The sequence below is a fragment of the Neobacillus sp. FW104-15D2 genome (genome assembly GCF_058790155.1).
Genome location: NZ_JBYTCJ010000001.1, coordinates 82,524 through 103,332 on the forward strand (window position 1 = coordinate 82,524; position 20,809 = coordinate 103,332).

The following is a 20,809-nucleotide window of genomic DNA, read 5'->3' on the forward strand; positions in this document are numbered from 1 at the left end:
GGCGTAAGCCCTCACCTTTTCTATATCTGTTTTATTGCAGGGGTGCTAAAAAGTGATTAAGTCTTAAAATCCCTATCAGATACTGGTAGTAAAGCTCATTTTCGGAAAAAATGACTGATGGCTTAACTGACAGTTCATAAATTTCCTTACCGTGTGTTCTGGCCGTTTGAGAAAAGAGATCAAATCGTTTATTTGCAAGGTGGACTGGATTTGGAATCCCTTCTCTGCAAAAATAAATAGGCTGAAATTTTCCGGGATCTGTTGGCTTCAATATAATTGCCAAAGAGGTAAGTTCTCTTTTTTCAATAGTTGTATGCAATGCCATCATGTATTGGATCCGATTGGGATTTGAATTTGCAAGCTCGATTAATTCATATATATCCGAGTACCCTTCACCTAATTCTATAAAACGCTGTATCAATGGACAGTTCTCCTTTTTGTCATAATTTCTAAATTAATTTAACACTTTTGGAATAGAAAGAAAAGTGAAATTAAACATTTCCAAACCAGTAAGAGAGTTGCATTGTCTTCGCAAAATCATGCTATCTTTATAAAAGGATTGTTTTTTAAGGGGAGTTTCAATTGTATAAAAAGATCATCATTTGTCTGCTTCTCCTTTTGACTGCTTTTGGAGGACTTCTATACTGGCAGTGGCACAGCTTTTCAGAAAATGGGAAAAAACATTCTGACGGCTTAAAAGATCAGGTTTCGCAGGAACTTATCATAACTTCGGATGCGAACGGTCTTCTAAAGATCGTTCACACATTTTCAGGACTGAGCTCCAAAAGAGAGTATACAGTTTTGCCTCCACGGTATAGTCCTGAGTGGACTTGTATAGGGGACATTAGAGGGGAATGCGCCAGCCAAGACAGCAATCCGAATACCTTTCTGGCTAAAAAAGGCTCTTTGTCTCTTCAGTATTCACTGCAAACAAACAAAAAAGCAACAGCATTTTTACTCACAGAATGGTCAGCTGGCTTAAAGAATGAGAGTATCCAAAATACAAAAATCACAATAATTTCTCCCGCAAAACGGAAAGGGAAATGGGTAGCAGGTATCCCATTAACAGGACATAAGGAAAGGGAATTAATCAATTATTACGTTTTTAAGGGGAAAGAACCAGAAGTTTCTTTGTACTGGCAGGAGAGTCCGCTTTATAGGTTAAAGCAAACGGGAAACTATACTATTTATAGTGATAAACAAGAGGAATTGAATACAGAGAAAAAGATTATTGAATCCAGCTGGCTGAAAAGCATGCCTTTTTTAAATATTATTTTTACAAAAAGGGCATCATCAGGATCTGCTCCAGGCTTTCTTTTTCTTGCGGATGGCCGGCCAGCTTCAGAAATGCAAGCTGCAGCTGCAGAATATTTCTATGGACAAAAGTTTAAAAAGGCTCCCGAATCTGAATGGATAAGGGATATGTTTGTTTCAAACTATTCTGGAAATGAACCCAGGACTGAGAAAGGTAGATTTGCCCTAAACCAAATGCATTCCTCCCTTAGTGATCAGGAATGGAAAGAATTTATTGTTAAGGTAAATAGCACAAAAACGCAATTGAATGTCAGGGATTTAGACTCCATTCTTGAAAAAGCAAGAGGGCTGAAAACATCCTTTTTCACGTTAAATACAGAGAAAATAAAAGAAAATGTTCCTCTTGCTTTTTTTGAAAGTAAATCTCTTGTAATTAATGGTACGAATTTACCCACTCTTGAGGTTCTAGTAGCACAAGGCAGCCGTTTTTATCCTTTCGTCGCCACTATGGGTGCTCTGGGATATACGTCCGGCCGACACGAAGAAAAGTTTATAGTTTTAAAAAAACAAAAAGCCACATATAGCTTCCAGCCTGAGAAAAAAATTTTTTATCGGAATGGACAAGGCTACGGGCTTTTGATTAATCCCTTTATGGTTAAGACAGGAACAGTTTATATAAGCCAGGCTGGACTCAAATCTATATTTAAAGTGAAGGTAACTGAAACTAAAAAGAAGATTATATTAACTGATTAATATGAAGGAACTCGCTAACAAAAAAAACCCTGCAGAAAACTCTGCAGGGTCCTTCTATATCCTTAAAAGGATAGAAGGCAAAGGGAGAGGAGAAACCGGAGGAAGAACTTATGGGGAAACGTAAGTCTTCTCCGCGGTTGGCAACAACATCCTCGAATTGATGTTGTTAGTAACATTATTTCCACAAGAGGAAGACTTATACACATATTTGATAATAAATTAAAATTTTCCCAAACTTGATCTTTACTATTTTTATTAACAGCTTTTAAAATTAGTTATCATGTTGGCTTGGAAATACAATTATGATAGGATAGTGAAGAAAATAAGAAAATTGTCAGAATATGTGGTGATTAAGATGAGAGTGGTCTCCGGAATTTGCAAGGGGAGAGCTTTGAAAGCGGTTCCTGGCAACACAACTAGACCAACTACCGATAAGGTAAAAGAAGCAGTTTTTAATATGATTGGTCCATATTTTGATGGAGGCCTAGGCCTGGATTTATTCGCAGGCAGCGGCGGACTGGGGTTGGAGGGATTGAGCAGGGGACTTGATAAAGTTATTTTTATCGATAGGGAACCTAAGGCAATCCATACCATTAACGAAAATATAAAAACATGCGGCTTTGAAGAAAAATCTGAGGTCTATCGAAACGACGCTGACCGGGCGCTAAAAGCACTTAAAAAAAGAGAAATAGTATTTGATTACATATTTTTAGATCCGCCATACAAAAAACAGCAGCTCGTGAGCCTTATGGAAAAAATAAGGGGGCAAAATCTGCTCGCGGATGGAGGCCTAATTGTCTGTGAACACAGCCACGAGGTTATTCTTCCGGACTCATTGGAAGGTTTGCAGCAAATAAAGCATGAAAGGTATGGAATCATATCCATCTCCATTTTTCAGAATGAATTAGAGGAAGTAGGGAACTGAATATGGCAAGCATTGCAGTGTGTCCTGGTAGTTTTGATCCTATAACTTATGGACATTTAGATATTATTAGAAGAGGGGCTAAAGTTTTTGATCAGCTATATGTGGTTGTTCTAAACAATTCCTCCAAGCACCCACTCTTTTCAGGTGATGAGAGAATTGAACTAATTAAAGAGGTAACGAAGGACCTTCCTAATGTTAAGGTGGATGAATTTTCGGGGTTATTGGTGGAATATGCACAGTCGGTAAATGCAAATGCCATCATCCGGGGATTAAGGGCGGTATCCGATTTTGAATATGAGATGCAGATTACATCTATGAACAGGGTGCTAAACGAAAGTATTGAAACCTTTTTTATTATGACAAATAATCAATATTCCTTTTTAAGCTCAAGTATTGTAAAAGAAGTTGCCAAATATGACGGCAACATTTCATCACTTGTTCCTACCCCTGTAGAAAAAGCCCTACATAAGAAATTTAAAAAATAACAGACCATAAATAACAAAAAACAGACCAGAGAACCAGCTCAGGTCTGTTTTTAGCTAATCAGATTTAATTTTGAAAGAACGGTTGACCGGAAAAGGAAGGCTTCATCAGCTTTATCGTGGACTTGCCGTTTTGAGCGTGATATGGGCAGGAACGGCTCTGCTCTCACTTAAAGGCTCGCAATAGCCAAGGTTTCGTTTACGCTTTTGCATGCCTTTTTGCAAGGATTAATACATAAACACCGAGTGCAAAAAGAGTGATCAATGGACCGGCAAGGACCATTTTTTGAAATAAGTGATCTGACTCTATGGCAGTTTTAAGAAGACTTACGGGTATGGCATTTGAAGGCTTTTCAGGTTCCTGAAAATGAAGATAAAGTGGTTTCCATAAAACAAGTGTAAACAAGCTGGCAAATACACCTTGAATAATTCTTGCGAAAAAAAATGGCTGGAAGCGTATATCGGTTTGAGCCAGGATGCTTGCAACCTGCGCCTGAACACTAAAACCACTAAATGCAAGGATAAAGCTTGTAATCATTGCCTGCTGCAGCAAAGTGGCATCCTGAACCTGGCTTGTCATCTGGCTGCCAAGGGTTATTTCAAAAAGCCCAGAAATAAAGGGAATACTTAGCATGTCCGGAAAGGATATAGTCTCCAGGGCAAAATCAACAACTTGTGCAAGGAAAGCAGTGATATGTAAAAGATATAGGAGTTTATTTATCACCGAAAAAATTATAATAAACCCACCGACCATTAGGAGGGTTTGAATGGAGGAAGTAACAGCATCGCCCAGTAATTTCCCGATGGGACGATTATCTTTTAATCTCGTTTGATGAAGAGCTGATAAGGCACTTCTAAATGCAAAACTTTTTTTCCTTTCACTCCTTTTCAATGAATCTTCCTTTCCATAAAACCTCATGAGAATACCCACACCGATGTTTCCAAGATAATGAGCAAAGGCAAAAATGATTCCCAGCTGGGCATTATTGAAGAATCCAACGGAAACAGCTCCGAAAATAAACAGCGGGTTTGAGGAATTAGTAAAAGATACAAGCCTCTCAGCTTCAGTTCTAGTTAATTGTCCTTCCTGGCGAAGCCTTGCTGTCAGTTTTGCCCCTGCCGGAAAACCGGATGCCATACCCATTGCCCATACAAAACCGCCAACTCCAGGCACTTTAAAAAGTGGCCGCATTAGCGGTTCGAGCAGGACCCCTATAAATCTAACGACTCCAAAACCGATAAGCATTTCAGAGACAATAAAAAAGGGAAGTAACGAAGGAAATACAATTTCCCACCACATATTTAATCCCCTGATCGATGCCTGAAATGATTCCTGCGGAAAGGAAATAAGGGACCCAGCCAATATGGTAACTGATACAGATAAAAAGAGGGTTTTTAGCTTTGAACGAAACAAATGGGACTGCCTCCTTCCTCTGGAATTCCTTACTGTGCAAGGTGCCAAAACAGTGCTAGAATAAGGAATATTGCCTTGTCCTCATATAACACAATATACTCATATAAAGAAATTTTAGACCATAAGATTGAAAGACAATTCTCTTATCAGAGAAGCGGGTAAAGGGAGACGCCACAGGCTTCTAGGGCCGAAGACGACTCCCCAAACAGGACGCGGAAAGCGAGTTCCTGAAGCAGAAATAAGCAGGTAAATTTAACAGACACCCTGCCTTGAAAATGGGTACAAAAAAGAATGAAAGAACGGTTATCCAAAGTTCTTTCAGGGGAGAACCAAAATTAAAAATATATTTTATCTTGTATCTTAAGAAAGGCATGCCGAAAACCGGTTTGTACCTAGGTATAGGAGGAGTTCAATTTGGTGCGTCCGAAGATTGGATTGGCGCTCGGTTCAGGGGGAGCAAGAGGTTTTGCCCATCTGGGTGTTATTAAAGTGTTAAGAGAGGCTGGGATTCCTGTTGATTTAATTGCCGGAAGCAGCATGGGAGCCTTAGTTGCCTGCTTTTACGGGGCTGGCATTGATATGGATCGCTTATATAAGCTTTCGGGAGCCTTTAAGAGAAAATATTACCTTGATTTTACCGTTCCAAAAATGGGATTTATAGCAGGGAACCGGATAAAGGAATTTATAAGGCTCTTTACACATGGAAAGAATCTTGAAGAGTTGGATATTCCTGTTGCTGTGGTCGCTACCGACCTGATTGCAGGAGAAAAGGTCATTTTTAGAGATGGCCCAATATCTGATGCAGTCCGTGCAAGTATATCCATTCCAGGAATATTGGTTCCAGAAAAATTAAATGGCCGGATATTAGTGGACGGCGGTGTGGCAGACAGGGTCCCTGTTTCTGTTGTAAAGGAGATGGGTGCGGATATAGTTATTGCGGTGGATGTCGCAAAAGTAAAGAAAAATGCTGAAATTACTTCCATTTTCGATGTAATTATGCAGAGCATTGATATTATGCAGAAGGAACTGGTTATTAGCAGGGAGGCGGCTTCAGATATAATGATTCGCCCCCATGTGGAAATGTACAGTTCAAGAGCTTTTACCAATATAGAAGAAATTATAAAAATTGGGGAAGACGAGGCGAGAAAGCATCTCTCTCAAATTCAAAATGTGATTGATCAATGGAAGGAGACAGAATAAAGATGCGGAAAAAAATATCGTTTCTTCCTTATATTCTAATAACAGCAGTTTTAATAGGAGCTTTATATTTTCCCTTGCCATATTTTGTTTCGAAACCGGGAATGGCAAAAGAATTGGAGCCCATCATCAATATAGAGAACGGTTACCACGAAAAAGGAAGCTTTATGCTGACAACCGTAAGGATGGGAAGAGCCAATATCTATTCGTATCTCACTGCTAAAGTAAGCAAATACGATGAAATTTACCCATTAGACATGATTATGGGAAAAAAAGAAACGGAAGAAGAATTTAATACCCGTCAGCTACATATGATGGAGGGCTCAAAAGAGAGTGCCATAGAAACTGCTTTTAAAAAAGCAGGAATCCCTGTTCAGTACCGCTACAAAGGTGTGTATGTACTTGATATTGTACCCGGGATGCCGGCAGCAGGGAAATTAAAATCTGGAGATAGGCTTCTAAAAGTTGATGGTCATCCGTTTATTTCCTCAGGACAATTTATTGAATCTGTAAGTAAAAAGCATGAAGGTGATCCTGTTAAGATTACCTTTTCAAGAAGAGGAAAGACAGATACAGCAAATATGTCTGTCAAGAAATTTAAAAATGATCCGAAGCATGTTGGGATAGGGATAGGACTTGTTGATGATAAGGATCTTATTACTCAGCCTAAGGTTAAAATCAAAACAGACGAAATCGGTGGCCCTTCAGCAGGATTAATGTTCTCGCTTGAAATTTATAACCAGCTGACAAAGGAAGATTTAACAAGGAACTATGAAATTGCGGGAACGGGTACGATTTCTCCTGATGGAATGGTTGGACCTATCGGGGGAATTGAGCAAAAAATCATTGCGGCTGACAAAGCAGGCGCTGAAATCTTTTTTGCCCCGAATGAAAAGGGAGCGAAAGACTCCAATTATCGGGCAGCCGTTAAAACGGCAAAAGATATAGATACCAATATGAAAATCATTCCTGTAGATACCTTTAACGATGCTGTCCATTATTTAGAAAAGCTTAAAATGAAATCTTAATTAGATAACCAGTAAATAAAGGACTCCCCAGCGGCGGGCAGTCCTTTATTTCATATAAATTGGCGGTTGATTAAATTCCATTTTTAAATGCTTCACTTGTTTTTCACCACTTAGTGCACATGAATACACCTTTGCTGCTTTTATATCCAGATTAATCGACTTCTCTTTAAAAGACGATAGTTTTGATACAAGAGGTAAGGAAAAGTGGCTTTTCATTTTGTTTAGGTACTCTCGTCCTGCCAAAGACATTCCAAGCAGTCTCATATAGGATGCTTTTTCCTGGGGAAGATACATTTCTTCTTTATGTGTATTCGTTAATATATGGACACAGGCTCTTTGAAGTCTTGTCCAGGTATACCTTTTTGTTTTAATTTGCTCCATGAAATCACCAAAAGAAGAAGAGGATACTGCCGCTTTTAGCATACGGTTTTCAATGCCTTCCTCCACCTCGTAGATTTCATGCAACTCCTTAGCCTCCATATTCAAGAGTCTATATTTAAGGAATGGCCAATAGTTTTCCCATTGATGAAAGAGACCATATTCAGAAAAGTAGAGTTTTAATTGATCAAATGTAGGTTTTGGAATATACTGGCTAACTTTGTCTGCGTTTTCATCTTCTCCAAAAATGGCTTTTCTGATGCTAGTTGCACTAGCTATTGTTTCAGAAGCAAAGTGTTCATCATGGTAGTCAGCATTCTTTCTTTTTACAGTGAGTGGCTTAATTGAGCTTTTTTGATCTCGAATAGCTTTTATGTATTGAAAGCCAAGGATGTTATTTGGTTTTGCCAGGCTGATAAGACTATCAGTTCCTTCAAAACTTTCAAAAGAAAGTGAAAGAGCTTTGGGATAGCTTACTCCGGTTTTTATATAGGTTTTTACTTTATGATTATATTGGGACTGGTTCTCATGCAGGAAATCCAGAGTATTAAGAAAGGCATTAATATCCCCGTCTTCACTGCCAAAACATAGAGCATCACAACCTGCTGCAGTCAAAATAGATACAGCGCCATTTGCGAAGGTCTCCGCTTTCTGTGCTGCGAAAATATAGGGAAGTTCTAATACAAGATCTGCACCTCCTGCTAAAGCCATTTTTGTTCTTGCCCACTTGGAAACAAGTGCCGGTTCTCCTCGCTGAAGAAAATTTCCGCTCATTACCGCAATAACAACATCTGCTTCTGAAGCTTCTTTAGATGCTTGCAGATGAAAAGCATGTCCATTATGAAAAGGGTTGTATTCAACAATTAGCCCAACAGCTTTCATTTATGTTCTCCTTTAATTTAAAACAATTTAATGGTAAATTTTATTATAGCAAATTTTTTTCTGCAATTCGATGCAGTGATTGGTATAAACATCATTACCGTTCGGAGAGGTTTGCAAAAATATATAAAGGATAAACTAATAATGTGTATTAAAGTAAAATGCCAAAGGATGATTGTTTTAATGCCTTCCAGGTGTAAAGAAAAAACATTGACAAAAAATTATGGGAAGGCTATAATTACCTTTGTTGCCTTGGGGTGATTCATATGAAATGGACATTAAGCCAATTGCAAAAGAGTCGAAATAAGGAATTTTTAATTGATGAAACCATACGGGTAGATGAGATTAAAACTGATGATCCAACAATAAGAGGGGTATCACCAATCCATGTAACTGGACGGGCTGATATCGGTTCTACAAGAGTGACATTTCACTTGGAAATTGATGGTTATTTAATTCTTCCTTGTTCTCGAACATTAGTTGATGTCAATTATCCAATTTCTGTCGAAACAACTGAAACATACCTCTTTAATGTACCGGAATATGAAGCTGTTACCGAAGAGGAGGCTCATCAAGTAAAAGGGGACCTTATTGATTTAATGCCAGTCATTAGAGAAATACTCCTGCTTGAAGTGCCGATGCAAGTATTTTGTGAGGATTATAATCAGGAAGGCGCTGCCCCTCAATCAGGAAAGGATTGGGAAGTAGTCACTGAGGAAGATCAAACAAAGAAGATTGATCCAAGACTTGCAGAATTGGCTAAGTTTTTTGACGACAACAATTCCTCCGATTAACAATCGGCAAAAAAAAAGAAGCAAAGTGAAGACCGTGATTTCGGCCTTCATTACTTTCTTATAACTCTTTAAGGAGGTGGGAAGAATGGCTGTACCTTTTAGAAGAACTTCTAAAACTGCGAAAAGAAAGCGTCGTACACATTTCAAATTAAATGTTCCTGGTATGGTAGAATGCCCAAACTGTGGTGAAATGAAACTTGCTCACCGCATATGTAAGGCTTGCGGAACCTACAAAGGAAAAGACGTTGTAAACAAATAATTTTCATGATAAAAAGCACAAGGACTATTATGCCCTTGTGCTTTTGTCGTTTTAAAGAACTTTATATAAAGGAAGGTTAAGGAATGGATTACACATTAAAAAAGAATTCGGATGGATTTTTGATTTTTACAATTGAAAGAAATGAAAAAAGGAATGCCATTAATTATGGAGTTATGGAGGGCCTAAAAGAAGCTATTGCCTTAGCGTTGGAAAAGGATGTAAAAGCCCTGGTGATTACGGGCAGCGGCAATCAGGCTTTTTGCTCAGGCGGCGATTTATCCGTTTTCCATTCACTAAAGACCAGGGACGAAGCCTATTCAATGCTTTCTAAAATGTCTGCTATTCTCTATGAGTTGCTTATTCTTCCAAAGCCGGTTATTGCTCTTATGAACGGAGCTGCTGTGGGAGGAGGCTGTGAAGTGGCAATGGCCTGCGATTTTCGTCTGGCAAAAAAGACTATTAAAGCTGGTTTTGTACAGGGAAAGCAAGCGATTACAACCGGGTGGGGCGGCGGAACGATTGCGTCAGAAAAACTCACGGGGACGAACGGAATGAGATTGCTATTTGAGGCAAATATAAAGCAGGCAGAAGAATTACATAAAATTGGTTTTATTGATGAGTTTTATGAAGGAGAACCACTTGAAGCAGCGAAAATGTTTATTAAAAAAACAATCGGCTTAAATACTGACGTTATTCAAGCCTATAAAGCAATGTGGATTCGCAAATGGGAAGCTTTACAGCTAAAGGAAAGAATGCAGGAAGAAGTTAAGGCATGTGCAATTTTATGGGAGAGTGACGCCCATCATGAGTATGTAAGCCATTTTTTAAATGAAAAATTGAATAAACAATAATACGGCTGTTGATATCAGTCTATCTTTTCTAGCAGATGCATATGTATGAATAAAAACACTAGGAGGGATACTGATGTCACCAACCAGACAGGATGCATGGACGCAGGATGAAGATTTACTGCTTGCTGAAATAGTGCTTCGTCATATTCGCGAGGGAGGAACTCAGCTTCAGGCTTTTGAAGAAACAGGGGCAAGACTTTCGAGAACTGCTGCGGCGTGTGGTTTTCGCTGGAATTCCTACGTCCGTAAGCAATATAAATCCGGTATTGAGGTTGCAAAAAAACAGCGAAAGGAAGTCAAGAAGACCCCAGCCTTAGAAGAAGCGAAGGTTGAAAATGTCCAGGAAGATATGCAGGAAATAGATACTCAAGAGGTAGTGGGGGCTAGTGGGCTGAACCTTCAGGAAGTGGTAAGTTATATACAAAACTTATATGTGAAGGCTGAAAAATCCTCTAAAGCTGATGATGATAAAGAAATAATAAGAGACTTAGAGAAAAAAGCATTCTATCTTGCTGCAGAAAATGAAAAACTTTCTAAAAACCTAAAGGCAATAGAGGAAGATTACCGTTCTTTGATTGAGATTATGGAGCGAGCCAGAAAAATGGTGGTTCTGCAGGAGGAGGATCGCCAAAAAAAGGTGAGATTCCAAATGGACAAAAACGGTAATCTTGAAAGAGTAGAAGGGTAAGTTTTCAATATAAAAAAGCGGACGCAATGTCCGCTTTTTAATTTGAAATAATATCAATTAATTTAAATTTAATATTACACCTTGTTTACTGTCTAGCTCCGGTGCACAGCGGTATTCACCTTTAGAAAGTATTTTAAGTATCTTGCATCAATTATGACCGCCAGGTGATGCTTGGGTCAGCCAGTGTCCATCCCACTCCTCCCTCCAATAAGTCAACATAGAAGTGGAGGCCTGCAGGACAGCTTCGTGCGATGCAGGTTAGAAAGGCGTTGCCAAAGGACAAGCATTTACATCGCACGAGGGAAAAGAGCAGCTTTTCCGAGGGAATCGATTTGAGCCTTTTTTAAACTCCTCTACGTCGCTAAACGGGCATCTAATGCACCTGTGGATCGACGCCTTCCGGGTACCATACGAGCGGGTTTTCACCGCGGTCCCGTTCCATTTCATAATTTACATTTTTATAGCCCATCTTCTCCCAGAAATCTTTAGAATTTACACGAGGGTTGGTTTTGATCGGCAAGCCAAAGCTCTTTGCAAATTCGACAAGAGCCTTTCCAAACCCTCTTCCCTGGTAATCCTGGAGAACTTCGAGCTTCCAAAGTTCTAAATAATTTTGGGGAGGGGAGAAATAACGGTCAAACCTGGAGTCAATCTGGTAAAGACTCATCCGCGCAACTAGTTTATCTCCGAAATATATACCATAGAATGGTGACTCGCTGTTTTCTTCAATAATATTCCCTTCAAGCTCTTCCAGCATGGAAAGTTCCTGAAGACCATATTCTTTAAACTTTTTAAATTCTTCTAGAGTCTTAAAATTAATATGCAATTTGGTGACGTCCATTAAAGATACCCCCTAAATTAAATTCTTATCTTTATATTGTATATAGTGAAAATTAAAGGAATAACATAAAAATGAAAATCCTTTTCAGTATTTTCATAATATATCATTTTCATTATATAACAAATAGATTGAATCTTCCAACACTCTCAGCTTTTAAAACTTCATTTATCCCAGCACCGTCAATATGAAAGAAAAAACCCGAAGAAACTACAGAAACCGTTTTCATAATTTGCAGGAAATTAAGGAAACTATGTAGAAAGATATAACACTGTTGGTAAAAAAGCATAGAGAAGGGAGAAATACTGTGCAAAAAATCTTAATTGCGAATAGGGGAGAAATTGCATTAAGAATCATCAAAACATGCCACGAATTGGGTATCCAAACGATCGCAGTCTATTCTGATGCTGACAAGGAAATGCCTTTTGTAAAAGCAGCTACTAAGGCGGTCAGAATTGGGGAAGCGCCTGTAAATAAATCATATCTCGTGGGAGAAGCAATACTTGAAGTAGCTAAGCAGGAAAAGGTTGATGGCATTCATCCAGGGTATGGTTTTCTCTCAGAGAATGCAGCTTTTGCTGAAATGGCTGAAAAGGAAGGCATTTCTTTTATTGGACCTAAATCCAAAACTATTGAGTTAATGGGAGATAAAATCATTTCAAGACAAACTATGGAGCAGGCAGGAGTTCCAGTTGTGCCAGGAAGCGGCACCGGGATTCAAAATATTGAAGAAGCAAAAGAGCTAGCTCAAAGTATAGGATACCCTGTTATGCTGAAAGCGAGCAGCGGAGGCGGCGGAATCGGAATGATCCGCTGTGATGATGAGCAAGCGCTCGCTAAATCCTTCGATTCAACGAAGGCCAGGGCAAAGGCTTATTTTGGTTCGGATGAGGTATTTATTGAAAAATATATTGCCGATGGCCGGCATATTGAGGTTCAGATCTTTGGAGATAAGTATGGAAATTTAGTACATCTTTTTGAAAGAGATTGTTCCATACAAAGAAGGCATCAAAAAGTGGTCGAAGAATCTCCCTCTCCTTTCCTTTCGCAAACAGTTAAGGAAAAAATGTTTGAAACAGCTTTGAGGGCAGCGAGAGCAGTAGACTATGAAAATGCCGGAACAATTGAATTTATTGTGGACCAAAATGAAAACTTTTACTTCCTTGAGATGAATACGAGACTGCAGGTCGAACATCCTGTTACCGAATTAAATACAGGAATTGACCTGGTTAAATGGCAAATTCTTGTGGCAAGTGGGGAAAGACTGCCCCAATCGCAAAATGAAATCGTTTCCAAAGGGCATTCTATAGAGTTTCGCTTATATGCGGAGGACCCAGTCCGCTTTCTTCCTTCTCCGGGCAAAATCACCAAACTTGATTGGCACCTTGACGAAAATGTTAGGGTAGACACAGGTTATTGTGAAGGAGATACGGTTACACCATTTTACGATCCTATGATTGCCAAATGTATTCTTCATGGTGATTCAAGGGCAGAAGCTATTCAAAAGGCAAAAGTATTTTTTGAAGAAATGAAGATTGAGGGGATTAAAACAAACGTCCCTCTGTTCCTTAATATTTTGGCAGACAAAGATTTTCAGAATGGCAGTTATACAACTGGATTTTTAACAAATACAAATGTACTGAAATAAAAGGAGGAAAAAACATGAAAGAGATTACTGCATCCATGGCTGGTACTTTACTAAATATTTTAAAAAGTGAAGGTGAGGAAGTAACGGAGGGCCAGGAGGTATTAATGCTGGAATCTATGAAAATGGAAATTCCGGTTGAAAGCCCATATACAGGAACTGTAAAGGAATTGAAGGCAGCAATCGGCGATTTTGTAAATGAAGGCGATGTTTTAATGGTCCTCGAATAGAAGGGCGTCTATATGATACTGCCAAAAGGGGAGGAAAAAATGACTGTGAATAAAAGTATTCAGGATAAGCTGCTTGAGAATCACGAAAAAGTGGAAGCCGGCGGACATCCGAAATATCATGAAAAGCTGGCTGAGCAAAACAAGCTATTTGTTCGTGAAAGACTTTCTTTATTATTTGATGAGGGAAAGTATGAAGAAGATGGAAAATTTGCAAATTTCCAGGCTGGTGATCTCCCTGCAGACGGTGTGGTTACAGCTATGGGGAAAATTAATGGCCAAACTGTTTGTGTAATGGCCAATGATTCGACCATTAAAGCGGGATCCTGGGGGGCTAGGACGGTCGAAAAGATTATCAGGATCCAGGAAACGGCAGAAAAACTAAAGGTGCCTATTTTTTATTTGGTAGATTCTGCAGGTGCCAGGATTACAGATCAGCTTGAAATGTTCCCGAACAGAAGGGGCGCAGGACGGATTTTTTATAATCAGGTCAAGCTTTCAGGAATGATTCCGCAGGTTTGTATCCTTTTCGGCCCATCAGCTGCCGGTGGTGCATATATTCCGGCCTTCTGTGACATAGTCATCATGGTTGATAAGAATGCATCCATGTACCTTGGCTCACCACGTATGGCTGAAAAAGTTATCGGTGAAAAAGTCACGCTGGAAGAGATGGGCGGGGCACGCATGCACTGTACTGTAAGCGGCTGTGGTGATGTGCTGGCAGCAAGCGAACAGGAAGCCATCGAGCAGGCAAAAAAATATATTGGTTACTTCCCGGCTAATTTTAAAGAAAAACCAGATGCTGTTGAACCTGGAAGTCCAAAAAAGGGCCGTTCTTTAGAAAGTATCATTCCTGAAAATCAAAATGCCCCGTTTGATATGTACGAAGCTATTGATCAACTAATTGACGAGGGCAGCTTTTTTGAAGTTAAAAAGCTGTTTGCCCCAGAAATTATTACCGGTATTGCAAGAATAGATGGCAAGGCAGTGGGAGTCATTGCTAATCAGCCAAAGGTAAAAGGCGGAGTTTTGTTTGTGGATTCGGCTGATAAAGCGGCAAAATTCATTCAGCTTTGTGACGCCTTCCATATACCTTTACTGTTCCTGGCAGATGTACCCGGATTTATGATTGGCACAAAGGTTGAAAGAGCTGGCATTATTAGGCACGGTGCCAAATTAATTGCAGCTATGAGCTCAGCTACAGTTCCAAAGATTTCTGTTATTGTTAGAAAGGCATATGGTGCTGGTTTATATGCAATGGCGGGTCCAGCTTTTGAACCGGATTGCTGTATCGCACTTCCAACCGCACAGATTGCTGTAATGGGACCTGAGGCAGCCGTAAATGCGGTCTATTCGAATAAGATTAATGAAATTGAAGATCCAAAAGAGCGGATTGCTTTTGTTCAGGCTAAGCATCAGGAGTATAAAGAACACATCGATATATATAAGCTTGCTTCTGAATTAATTGTTGATGAAATCGTTGCAGCCTCTGAATTAAGGGATACCTTGATTCAAAGATTCGCATATTATGAAACAAAGGAACTTTCATTTAGTGTCCGTAAACACCCTGTATACCCGGTGTGAAAATAAAACCCTTTCCGATTCTAGAATGGAAAGGGTTTTATTTTGCATTCACGCCATTTAGAAATGTCTTACCCCGCCGGCTCATGTTCTGTTAAAATATTTCTATAGAAAACAAATGAGGGATTTTAATGAAAATTTCCATAATAGGTGCCGGCTCTATTGGTTTATTATTTGCCTCTTACTTAGCGGATTTCTTTGAAGTCACTGTTTATTCCAAGACAGTAGAACAGGCAAAGTTAATTGAGGAGCATGGGATCGTTCTATTAAAGGGCGTCGACAAAAAAAGTGTAGAAGTAAAGGCCCTTCCCTTTGAAAAGTATATGGGGGATGAAGATTTAACGATTCTTGCAGTCAAGCAATATCAGTTAAATGAGGTGCTTCCCGCATTAATTGGCGGAAACCTTTTCTTTTTACAAAATGGCATGGGCCACTTGGAAACGATGAAAAAACTCAGCTCAGAAAATATTTATGTAGGTTCCGTAGAGCACGGGGCCTTAAAGCAAAATGAATGGACCGTCAGGCATAACGGGGAAGGGATTACAAAATCGGCAGTATTCAGGGGAAGCAGTGAGGCTTTAATATCCTTATCAAATACGCTTTCTGGTTTTTTTCCCATTTTCATTGAAAGAGACTACTATGAAATGCTCTTGAAAAAGCTTGTGGCAAATGCAGTTATTAATCCATTAACCGCCGTTCTTGGTGTCCCAAATGGAAGATTATTGGACAATCCCTATTATCATATGGTGTTTAATCAAATGTTTGAGGAAATTGCTCATATTTTAAAATTGAAAAATAAAGAAGAGATGTTGAAGTCAGTAATGGAAATTTGTCAGAAGACTGCCAAGAACAGATCTTCAATGCTAAAAGATGTGGAAGCTCATCGAAAAACAGAAATTGATGCAATCCTTGGGTATGTTGTGTTGGAAGCAGAAAAGCAGAATATTAAAGCACCTCTCACAGAGAACTTTTACCACATGCTAAAAGGAAAGGAGATAAACAGGGAGGGTAAATCTTGATAAATCTTATTTCTTTCCTTCTTGCTGGAATGGTAATGCTGCCACTGGCAGCTTATCTGTTCATATTTATTGGGTGTAAATGGCTTACGGGCAGCCATCGGAGATCCGTTCAAATGGCCGCTGATGGCAGCACCATTTTTTTTGTTACTTCCGTCCATTTTATTGTTTACACTATTTGGGGAAAATCTCTTTTTTGGATCATTCTCCTGCTAATCTTGATAATTGGAGCTTTTTTTGTTGTTACTCATTGGAAAGTTAAAGGGGAAATTCACTTTGCAAAGGTTTTTAAAGGAGCATGGCGATTTAATTTTTTAATCTTCGCTCTTGCTTATTTTGTTTTAATTGTTTTTGGTATGATTTACAGGATTATTGAATACACCGATTTATTCTAGCCGGCTGTTAAAATTTAAATCTTATTTTCAGGCAAAGTTTTTTTTCAATTATAGGAGTAAATGCTATACTCGATAGGAATGAATATTGGTTAAACAGAAAGGAAGTACAATAAATGGAGATGATGAATCTCTCTTTGCCTGCTACGAATAAATTTGCATCAAGCTATTTGGAACAATCGGCTGAAATTCTGCCCTTTTTTCATTACCGATACAATCAGTTATCTGATTATAAAAATAGATTAAAGGAACTGGAAAATAGGACGTTTCCCCGAAAAGAGCTAGGCGAACATATAGAAAGTTATATGAGCCGCTTTCCATCTTCCCCTGCTGTAAAAAGTTCTCTTGAGAAGCTAAAACAGGAAAATTCCGCAGTTATTATAGGCGGACAGCAAGCAGGGATTTTAACAGGTCCGCTTTATACCATACATAAAGTAATTTCGATTATAAAGATGGCTGAACAAAAGGAAACAGAGCTGGGAATACCTGTAGTCCCTGTTTTCTGGATTGCTGGTGAAGATCATGATTACCAAGAGGTTAATCATGTATTTGTTCCGGTGGGGCAAAAAGCGGATAAATGGGTTTATCCGGAGAGGGTTCTTCAGAAAAGAATGGTGTCAGATATAGCCATTGATGAGGAGATTTGTCTATCATGGGCACAAAACCTGATTAAGAATTTTGGAGAGACAGATCATACAAACTCTATTTTGGAAATGCTAGAGGATGCTCTAAAAAAATCGGAAAGTTTTACAGACTTTTTTGCAACGGTGATCATGGAGTTTTATAAGGACTATGGTTTGTTAATTATTGATTCTGGAAATCCAGACGTAAGGAAAATTGAAAAGGAATTTTTTGAAAAACAAATCAATCACCATGATTCAATTACAGTTTCTCTTCTTGAACAGCAGCAGGAGATCAGCAAAAAAGGTTTTTCGCTAACTTTAGAGGCAACTGAGAATGCGGCAAACATTTTCTATTATGATCCAATGCTGCAAGAACGCATTTTATTGGAATACGATCGGACTCAAGATAGGTTTATCGGGAAGAATGGAGTTCTTTCCTTCTCAAAGGAAGAGTTACTAAGGGTCTTAGCTGATTCCCCGGAGAGACTGAGTAATAATGTGGTAACGCGTCCATTAATGCAGGATTTCTTGTTCCCAACTCTCGGTTTTATTGCTGGTCCAGGTGAAATTGCTTATTGGGCAGAGTTAAAGAAGGTTTTTGAACATTTTGGGATAAAAATGCCGCCCATTATTCCAAGGCTTAATATTACTTTGCTGGACAGATCGGTTGAAACAGATATCGAAGAGATGGAATTGGAGCTTGCCGAAGTCCTTCAGTTTGGAACTTCGATTAAAAAGGATGCTTTTCTTGAATCCATTAAGGATAAGGAAGTAGAAGAACTTTTTACAGCCGCCAGAGATCAGCTTACTCGACAGTACCTCCTTATCGAAGAAAAAACAGGTCAGTTGGACAAAGGGCTGCTTCCTTTATTAAAGAAAAATCAAGATTTATTAATTAAACAAATCAGTTTTATGGAAGGAAGACTAGAGAAATCTGTCAAGATGCAGCATGAGACGGTTCTAGAAAAGTTTTCCCGCATTGATCTTGCCTTAAGGCCGGAGGGTTCTCCTCAGGAACGGATATGGAATATCTTCTGGTTTATCAATAAATATGGACTAGATTTTGTCCATTCACTTATGGAGCTTTCCTATGAATTCGATGGAAACCATAAAGTCATTAAGCTATAAGAACCTCACCACTGGTGAGGTTTCATTTTGTCGACAAAAGGGGGTTCGGAATGCTTTATTCCGAACCCCCTTTTTGACTTATTGAGATTTCCTATTGGATTTACCATTCTTATTCACGGACTCAAGTCCGCTACTAGTCCCCTATGTCCATTTTTAAATTCAGGGCAGCGAAAGTAAGCATCGCCTCTCAAGGTTGTCCAACTCATGCCATGCATCTCTATTGCGCAGACGAATATACGCTCGACGGTTTCTTTACGTTTTCCATAAATGTTTCTTACCTCTTCTTTATGCGTCAAGGTTTGCTTCCCCCACTTATCTTGCCAGGTATGGTGCGTTGCGATTTTTTGATGATATTTGCTTTATATACATTAAGCTAAAAAAGGATAGGTGGGGCAAATATGATTTGAGGATTTGTATTCACAGTACCCTTCTTTTTTCGTGGATGAATACCAATACTTCACAACAGGACAGAGGTACAAGCTGGTCTAGAGTAATCTCAAGCTGATTTAATTGATTGGGACTGTTCGAAAGCAGCTTCATCACCTTAAGCGTTATATATATCTATTTTTAAAATTGCTTGATTATACTAACCCAGTTGATTGAGTGGAGGGCACGAGACTCCTTCGGGAAAAGCGGTCCAAGGGACACCCCACAGGGCGCATAGCCGAAGAGGCTCCCGGACTGCCCACGGAAAGTGAGCGCCTGATGAAAATCAACAGGCCATCTACAAAAATAAACAGACTGAAGGCAAGTTCGGTTTCATCGAGTTTGTCTAAAGCTGGAACCTCACCACTGGTGAGGTTTTTTTAGCTAATCAGAATTTTTAACCATAAATTCAGAACGTATAAGAAAAACAGGGGGCCAAAAGGGATTGCCTAATGCGTTTTTTTCTAATGTTTAAGGAACAAAGATATCCACATGTGGATAAGTTTTACGATTGTATTAATTTTTTAAAAAGGTGTGGAGGAAAGTGGGGGATTGTGGTACATTTTAAATAGAAAGTGGGGCTAGTGGTATGTTCATGGGTGAATACCATCATAACATTGATAATAAAGGCCGTTTAATTGTGCCCTCTAAACTAAGGGAAGACCTGGGTGATTTGTTTATTATTACCCGCGGTTTGGATCAATGTTTGTTTGGTTATCCACTGACTGAATGGAGCCTAATAGAAGAAAAACTAAAGGGTTTGCCTCTAACTAAAAAAGATGCACGCGCCTTTACACGGTTTTTCTTTTCGGGTGCCACTGAAAGTGAAATCGATAAGCAGGGTAGAGTAAATGTACCTGCGCCACTGCTCCAGTATGCAAAGTTGGAAAAAGAATGTGTGATTTTGGGAGTTTCCAATCGAATTGAAATATGGAGCAAGCAAGTTTGGGAAGACTATTTTACAGAGTCTGAACAATCTTTTGCAGAAATTGCGGAAAATATGATTGGCTTTGATATATAATGGGGATACTATACTGATATAGTTTTATATCTAAGCCGTTCGATTGGAAGGGAGTTTTGTGCTTAATGTTTGAACATACAACGGTGTTATTGAAAGAAACGGTGGACGGCCTAAACATAAAACCAGATGGGATTTATGTTGACTGCACCATGGGTGGAGCAGGCCACAGCGCTTATTTGCTCTCAAAGCTTAACGAACATGGAAAACTATATGCTTTTGATCAGGATGAGACAGCAATTGCCAATGCAAAAGAGAAGCTTTCTGATTACACCGGGCAATTAACCATTATTAAAAGCAATTTTGTGAATTTAAAAGAAGAACTTGAAGACCTTGGTGTTACACAAGTTGACGGCATCCTTTATGATCTTGGGGTGTCATCTCCGCAATTGGATACACCTGAAAGGGGTTTTAGCTATCATCATGATGCTCCCCTGGATATGAGGATGGACAGTGACGCCAGGCTATCTGCTTATGATGTAATTAACGATTGGAAATATGAAGATTTGGTACGGATCTTTTTCCGTTATGGAGAAGAGAAATTTTCCAAGCAAATCGTTCGTAAAATCGAGGCAGCGCGGGAAAAAAAGCCGGTAGAAACCACTGCTGAATTAGTTGAACTGATTAAGGATGCCATTCCAGCTCCAGCAAGAAGAAAAGGCGGACACCCGGCAAAAAGAGTGTTCCAAGCCGTAAGAATTGCTGTAAATGATGAGCTGGGTGTATTTGAAAGATCACTTGAACAGGCCATTGACCTGTTAAGCCCCGGCGGAAGAATCAGCGTTATTACGTTTCATTCTCTTGAAGACAGGATTTGTAAATCAGCTTTTAAAAAGGCTAGTGAAACTCCAAATCTGCCGCCAGGACTGCCGATCATTCCAGATGAGTATAAACCTATCCTTAAACTCATTACGAGAAAACCTATTTTGCCAAGTGAAGAAGAATTAGAGGAAAATAATCGAGCGAGATCAGCTAAGCTGAGAATAGCTGAAAAATTATAAAAAGGATACGAG

The 20,809-nt window shown here is 39.2% G+C and carries 21 protein-coding genes; 17 read left to right on the forward strand and 4 right to left on the reverse strand.

Translation table 11 applies throughout. The annotated features are described in order from the left end of the window. Positions 1–31: 31 nt before the first annotated feature. Positions 32–421, reverse strand: a complete 390-nt coding sequence (locus AC3WR0_RS00480; RefSeq protein WP_027323268.1) for a DUF7147 family protein — start codon at positions 419–421, stop codon at positions 32–34. A 161-nt stretch (positions 422–582) separates the two neighbouring features. On the opposite strand from AC3WR0_RS00480, the gene AC3WR0_RS00485 reads away from it, so the two are divergent. From AC3WR0_RS00485 to coaD, 3 genes are all read left to right on the forward strand, one after another. After that, positions 583–2,007 carry a stalk domain-containing protein gene (locus AC3WR0_RS00485; RefSeq protein ID WP_492550510.1) on the forward strand — a complete coding sequence of 475 codons (1,425 nt, stop codon included), beginning with the start codon at positions 583–585 and terminating at the stop codon, positions 2,005–2,007. A 355-nt stretch (positions 2,008–2,362) separates the two neighbouring features. After that, a complete protein-coding gene (gene rsmD, locus AC3WR0_RS00490) occupies positions 2,363–2,932 on the forward strand; it encodes a 16S rRNA (guanine(966)-N(2))-methyltransferase RsmD (RefSeq protein ID WP_492550511.1) in 570 nt (189 codons plus the stop codon). A gap of 2 nt (positions 2,933–2,934) precedes the next feature. Then, a complete protein-coding gene (gene coaD / locus AC3WR0_RS00495) occupies positions 2,935–3,417 on the forward strand; it encodes a pantetheine-phosphate adenylyltransferase (RefSeq protein ID WP_492550512.1) in 483 nt (160 codons plus the stop codon). 196 nt (positions 3,418–3,613) lie between these two features. Here coaD and ylbJ read toward each other — a convergent pair whose 3' ends face one another. Next, positions 3,614–4,828: a sporulation integral membrane protein YlbJ gene (ylbJ, locus tag AC3WR0_RS00500; RefSeq protein WP_492550513.1), complete on the reverse strand. Its 1,215-nt coding sequence runs from the start codon at positions 4,826–4,828 to the stop codon at positions 3,614–3,616. Between the two features lie 414 nt (positions 4,829–5,242). On the opposite strand from ylbJ, the gene AC3WR0_RS00505 reads away from it, so the two are divergent. Next, a complete protein-coding gene (locus AC3WR0_RS00505) occupies positions 5,243–6,028 on the forward strand; it encodes a patatin-like phospholipase family protein (protein ID WP_027323273.1) in 786 nt (261 codons plus the stop codon). Positions 6,029–6,030: 2 nt separating this feature from the next. Next, positions 6,031–7,053: a SepM family pheromone-processing serine protease gene (locus AC3WR0_RS00510; protein ID WP_492550514.1), complete on the forward strand. Its 1,023-nt coding sequence runs from the start codon at positions 6,031–6,033 to the stop codon at positions 7,051–7,053. A 45-nt stretch (positions 7,054–7,098) separates the two neighbouring features. On the opposite strand, the gene AC3WR0_RS00515 is transcribed toward AC3WR0_RS00510, so the two are convergent. Continuing rightward, positions 7,099–8,313, reverse strand: a complete 1,215-nt coding sequence (locus AC3WR0_RS00515; protein WP_492550515.1) for a nucleotidyltransferase — start codon at positions 8,311–8,313, stop codon at positions 7,099–7,101. A gap of 263 nt (positions 8,314–8,576) precedes the next feature. On the opposite strand from AC3WR0_RS00515, the gene AC3WR0_RS00520 reads away from it, so the two are divergent. The 4 genes from AC3WR0_RS00520 (at position 8,577) to AC3WR0_RS00535 (ending at position 10,902) form a co-directional block, all read left to right on the forward strand. After that, entirely contained in the window at positions 8,577–9,104 is a 528-nt protein-coding gene (locus AC3WR0_RS00520) for a YceD family protein (RefSeq protein ID WP_492550516.1), read from the forward strand. Between the two features lie 85 nt (positions 9,105–9,189). Beyond that, positions 9,190–9,363: a 50S ribosomal protein L32 gene (rpmF, locus tag AC3WR0_RS00525; protein ID WP_027323277.1), complete on the forward strand. Its 174-nt coding sequence runs from the start codon at positions 9,190–9,192 to the stop codon at positions 9,361–9,363. An 83-nt stretch (positions 9,364–9,446) separates the two neighbouring features. Next, entirely contained in the window at positions 9,447–10,214 is a 768-nt protein-coding gene (locus AC3WR0_RS00530) for an enoyl-CoA hydratase/isomerase family protein (protein WP_492550517.1), read from the forward strand. 73 nt (positions 10,215–10,287) lie between these two features. Further along, positions 10,288–10,902: an RsfA family transcriptional regulator gene (locus AC3WR0_RS00535; protein WP_492550518.1), complete on the forward strand. Its 615-nt coding sequence runs from the start codon at positions 10,288–10,290 to the stop codon at positions 10,900–10,902. Between the two features lie 373 nt (positions 10,903–11,275). Here the strand turns inward: AC3WR0_RS00535 and AC3WR0_RS00540 are convergent, their stop codons facing one another. Next, positions 11,276–11,743: an N-acetyltransferase gene (locus tag AC3WR0_RS00540; RefSeq protein WP_492550519.1), complete on the reverse strand. Its 468-nt coding sequence runs from the start codon at positions 11,741–11,743 to the stop codon at positions 11,276–11,278. A 304-nt stretch (positions 11,744–12,047) separates the two neighbouring features. Between AC3WR0_RS00540 and AC3WR0_RS00545 the strand changes: the two genes are divergently transcribed. The 8 genes from AC3WR0_RS00545 (at position 12,048) to rsmH (ending at position 20,797) form a co-directional block, all read left to right on the forward strand. Continuing rightward, positions 12,048–13,388 (forward strand): acetyl-CoA carboxylase biotin carboxylase subunit, encoded by a 1,341-nt coding sequence (locus AC3WR0_RS00545; protein WP_492550520.1) that lies wholly within the window; start codon positions 12,048–12,050, stop codon positions 13,386–13,388. Positions 13,389–13,402: 14 nt separating this feature from the next. Next, positions 13,403–13,615: a biotin/lipoyl-containing protein gene (locus tag AC3WR0_RS00550; RefSeq protein WP_492550521.1), complete on the forward strand. Its 213-nt coding sequence runs from the start codon at positions 13,403–13,405 to the stop codon at positions 13,613–13,615. A gap of 39 nt (positions 13,616–13,654) precedes the next feature. Continuing rightward, a complete protein-coding gene (locus AC3WR0_RS00555) occupies positions 13,655–15,196 on the forward strand; it encodes an acyl-CoA carboxylase subunit beta (RefSeq protein WP_492550522.1) in 1,542 nt (513 codons plus the stop codon). Between the two features lie 128 nt (positions 15,197–15,324). Further along, positions 15,325–16,212, forward strand: a complete 888-nt coding sequence (locus tag AC3WR0_RS00560; RefSeq protein WP_492550523.1) for a 2-dehydropantoate 2-reductase — start codon at positions 15,325–15,327, stop codon at positions 16,210–16,212. After that, positions 16,209–16,604, forward strand: coding sequence for a DUF3397 domain-containing protein (locus tag AC3WR0_RS00565; protein ID WP_492550524.1), 396 nt, complete (start codon positions 16,209–16,211; stop codon positions 16,602–16,604). The genes AC3WR0_RS00560 and AC3WR0_RS00565 overlap by 4 nt, the downstream gene beginning before the upstream one ends. 113 nt (positions 16,605–16,717) lie before the next feature. Next, positions 16,718–18,352, forward strand: coding sequence for a bacillithiol biosynthesis cysteine-adding enzyme BshC (gene bshC, locus AC3WR0_RS00570; protein WP_492550525.1), 1,635 nt, complete (start codon positions 16,718–16,720; stop codon positions 18,350–18,352). 1,015 nt (positions 18,353–19,367) lie between these two features. After that, positions 19,368–19,799 (forward strand): division/cell wall cluster transcriptional repressor MraZ, encoded by a 432-nt coding sequence (gene mraZ, locus AC3WR0_RS00575; RefSeq protein ID WP_492550526.1) that lies wholly within the window; start codon positions 19,368–19,370, stop codon positions 19,797–19,799. Between the two features lie 65 nt (positions 19,800–19,864). Continuing rightward, positions 19,865–20,797, forward strand: a complete 933-nt coding sequence (gene rsmH / locus AC3WR0_RS00580; RefSeq protein WP_492550527.1) for a 16S rRNA (cytosine(1402)-N(4))-methyltransferase RsmH — start codon at positions 19,865–19,867, stop codon at positions 20,795–20,797. Positions 20,798–20,809 lie beyond the last annotated feature (12 nt).

Coding starts and splice junctions, on each gene's coding strand:
- rsmD (WP_492550511.1), top strand. CDS start 2,363: ATGAGAGTGGTCTCCGGAATTTGCAAGGGGAGAGCTTTGAAAGCGGTT.
- coaD (WP_492550512.1), top strand. CDS start 2,935: ATGGCAAGCATTGCAGTGTGTCCTGGTAGTTTTGATCCTATAACTTAT.
- AC3WR0_RS00510 (WP_492550514.1), top strand. CDS start 6,031: ATGCGGAAAAAAATATCGTTTCTTCCTTATATTCTAATAACAGCAGTT.
- AC3WR0_RS00515 (WP_492550515.1), bottom strand. CDS start 8,313: ATGAAAGCTGTTGGGCTAATTGTTGAATACAACCCTTTTCATAATGGA.
- AC3WR0_RS00520 (WP_492550516.1), top strand. CDS start 8,577: ATGAAATGGACATTAAGCCAATTGCAAAAGAGTCGAAATAAGGAATTT.
- rpmF (WP_027323277.1), top strand. CDS start 9,190: ATGGCTGTACCTTTTAGAAGAACTTCTAAAACTGCGAAAAGAAAGCGT.
- AC3WR0_RS00530 (WP_492550517.1), top strand. CDS start 9,447: ATGGATTACACATTAAAAAAGAATTCGGATGGATTTTTGATTTTTACA.
- AC3WR0_RS00535 (WP_492550518.1), top strand. CDS start 10,288: ATGTCACCAACCAGACAGGATGCATGGACGCAGGATGAAGATTTACTG.
- AC3WR0_RS00540 (WP_492550519.1), bottom strand. CDS start 11,743: ATGGACGTCACCAAATTGCATATTAATTTTAAGACTCTAGAAGAATTT.
- AC3WR0_RS00550 (WP_492550521.1), top strand. CDS start 13,403: ATGAAAGAGATTACTGCATCCATGGCTGGTACTTTACTAAATATTTTA.
- AC3WR0_RS00555 (WP_492550522.1), top strand. CDS start 13,655: ATGACTGTGAATAAAAGTATTCAGGATAAGCTGCTTGAGAATCACGAA.
- AC3WR0_RS00560 (WP_492550523.1), top strand. CDS start 15,325: ATGAAAATTTCCATAATAGGTGCCGGCTCTATTGGTTTATTATTTGCC.
- bshC (WP_492550525.1), top strand. CDS start 16,718: ATGGAGATGATGAATCTCTCTTTGCCTGCTACGAATAAATTTGCATCA.
- mraZ (WP_492550526.1), top strand. CDS start 19,368: ATGTTCATGGGTGAATACCATCATAACATTGATAATAAAGGCCGTTTA.
- rsmH (WP_492550527.1), top strand. CDS start 19,865: ATGTTTGAACATACAACGGTGTTATTGAAAGAAACGGTGGACGGCCTA.